The sequence below is a fragment of the Vibrio sp. 11-4(1) genome (assembly GCF_013048625.1).
GTDB classification, from domain to species: domain Bacteria; phylum Pseudomonadota; class Gammaproteobacteria; order Enterobacterales; family Vibrionaceae; genus Vibrio; species Vibrio diabolicus.
Genome location: NZ_VHSY01000038.1, coordinates 1 through 2,222, shown reverse-complemented (window position 1 = coordinate 2,222; position 2,222 = coordinate 1). Strand labels below are relative to the sequence as shown.

The following is a 2,222-nucleotide window of genomic DNA, read 5'->3' as shown; positions in this document are numbered from 1 at the left end:
AAGCTCTGCAATGAAATTGCACACAAATTAAATACGCGCCCACGCAAAAGACTTGGGTATAGGACACCAACGGAGTATATTCATGCGCATCTGTAAAAAGTGTCGCACTTCAAACTTGATACTAAGGTTATTTTTTTGTCGTTAGATCATCAATCTGCTTAAGCAAGTGCTTTTCCTTTGTTTCGTAGGGCATGAGATGTTCGTAATATATTGCCCAAGCAAAAAATACTACTATAAGCACAACCAAGATAATTGATCCTGTTCGAAACAATAAAAACTCATGTTCTGTCGGCTGAGCACTCTTCGCCACTGATGTTTTTGATACAACACGCATTCGTTCAAGATCATAACTGCTCACCATAACTCTTGCTCCTGTGGAGACAAGTTTAATGGATGCAGATTCATTTGGCCTCAACGCATCAAACTTTATAAGAAAGTGCTTATCTGTTAACTCTGAGGACTTATATGGAATACTTGATTCCAATTGAATCTCCGGTTCAGTCACAGTAACTCTTAGCCTGCCATCATCTCCCACCTCACTTTTGGCACCGGAGATTACCCGAAAAGGCAGCCATATTTCGATATCATGTTGGGTTTCTCGACCTTCATTAGTGACTGTGACGCTGACTGCTGTGGCTTCTTCCAGTTCAATAGGCTCTATATACTGATATGAGAGACTATTTTGGGGAAGAGCATAGTCTAAAAGCCAAGGAATTGAAGCCGCTAACAAAGGAATTAGTACGCCGATTAGTAAAAAGCTTGCTAACTTCCAGTTGCTATTACTGTTTTTTTCATTATTTACCACTAGCTGAAAATCTCCTAATAACCCTAACGCCCTGTTAAGGTGTGAGCAACGCAATACCGATGCTGCCGCATGCCACCTTAATCACTTAAAACAACGCATAGTAAAAATGCCACGCGTTGCGAATCACTCTTAAACAGTTTGTTATAAGCGTGGTTTGAGCATGTGCACGAACTGTTCGTCCTGCCCTGTAACCTCAAAGCCAAACCTTTTGTAAAGTTGCCCTACTCGGTTTCCTTGTAAGTAGCAAAGCTTTATCGGTAACGACTTTTGTTCAGCAAGCTCAATGACAGCTTTTAATACTTGGCTACCAATTCCTTTACCCTGATATTCTGGTAATAGGAAAAAGCGACCAAAGTACAGATTCTCAGAATGGTACTGCACCAAGTAACTGCCCACTGCGACTCCATCGACTTCGATGATGGTTGGCTTTTCTTCGACCCACTCATTGTGATGAATTTCTTTTTGAACACTTTCGTCCCAACCAAATACAGCTTTGATTGGTTCAAATTCTGCTGATTTCTTAAGTTCGAATAGGAACTCATAGTCACTATTTTCAGCTTTACGGGTTTCGTACACCTAACTCTCCAAACCTACAACTACGGATAGCTTATAACGCCCTGTTAAGGTGTGAGCAACGCATTACCGAAGCTCCCGCATACCACCTGAAACACTACATACAACGCATAGTAAAAGTGCCACGCGTTGCGAATCGCTCTTAAACAGTTTGTTATAGCGCTTTGCCGTTTACAAGTGACCAATGATGAGGCATTAATTCACGTATAGTTTTGAAAACCAATGCCTTCTCTGGAGTCGTAATGGCTGCTTTGACATCCCCACCCCAGTGGACGAGGCGCTCTTGGCAAACTCCGCATGGTGACAAGATTAGAAACTCATCGTTCTCGTTTTCACGATACAGGCATAATGAGTGGGTCACTCGCTCATTGAGTTTGTGAGCCTCTAAATACGCTCCCACTTCCATGCATAGTGAAAGAGCATCGTTTTTAGTATCAGGAGCAATGCTTGTTAATATTTTTCCTGACTCTGTTCTAACAGCCGCAGCACCACCCCAACCAGAAGGATATCGCATATTTACTAGTTCTATTGCTGCTTGATAAAGCTCTTTTTCGATATTATCCATGACCATCCATATTCAATTTTATCGAGCGCTATAACGCCCTGTTAAGGTGTGAGCAACGCAATACCGATGCTTCCGCATACCACCTTAAACACTAAACGCAACGCATAGCAAAAATGCCACGCGTTGCGAATCACTCTTAAACAGTTTGTTATGCGTCTTGGATTCAAGTACGAAGTGCGACACCTCTGAACATAAAAACAGTGAGATGCGATAATCATGAAGTTTGCTCCCGCCAAGAAGTAAAAAACATGAAATACACACACCTCACTGAGAACGAAA

The 2,222-nt window shown here is 42.0% G+C and carries 3 protein-coding genes; all 3 read right to left on the bottom strand.

Annotated features, from left to right (window positions below; all coding sequences use genetic code 11):
• Positions 1-127: 127 nt before the first annotated feature.
• On the bottom strand, positions 128-805 hold the full coding sequence (locus FKN16_RS24160; RefSeq protein WP_170903728.1) for a hypothetical protein: 678 nt from the start codon (positions 803-805) through the stop codon (positions 128-130).
• A gap of 141 nt (positions 806-946) precedes the next feature.
• Positions 947-1,381 carry a GNAT family N-acetyltransferase gene (locus tag FKN16_RS24155; protein WP_170903717.1) on the bottom strand — a complete coding sequence of 145 codons (435 nt, stop codon included), beginning with the start codon at positions 1,379-1,381 and terminating at the stop codon, positions 947-949.
• Between the two features lie 151 nt (positions 1,382-1,532).
• Positions 1,533-1,943 (bottom strand): cytidine deaminase, encoded by a 411-nt coding sequence (locus FKN16_RS24145; RefSeq protein ID WP_170903727.1) that lies wholly within the window; start codon positions 1,941-1,943, stop codon positions 1,533-1,535.
• Positions 1,944-2,222: the final 279 nt, after the last annotated feature.

Bases quoted from the DNA above. Each gene is read 5' to 3' on its own strand.
- FKN16_RS24145 (WP_170903727.1), bottom strand. From the start codon at position 1,943: ATGGATAATATCGAAAAAGAGCTTTATCAAGCAGCAATAGAACTAGTA.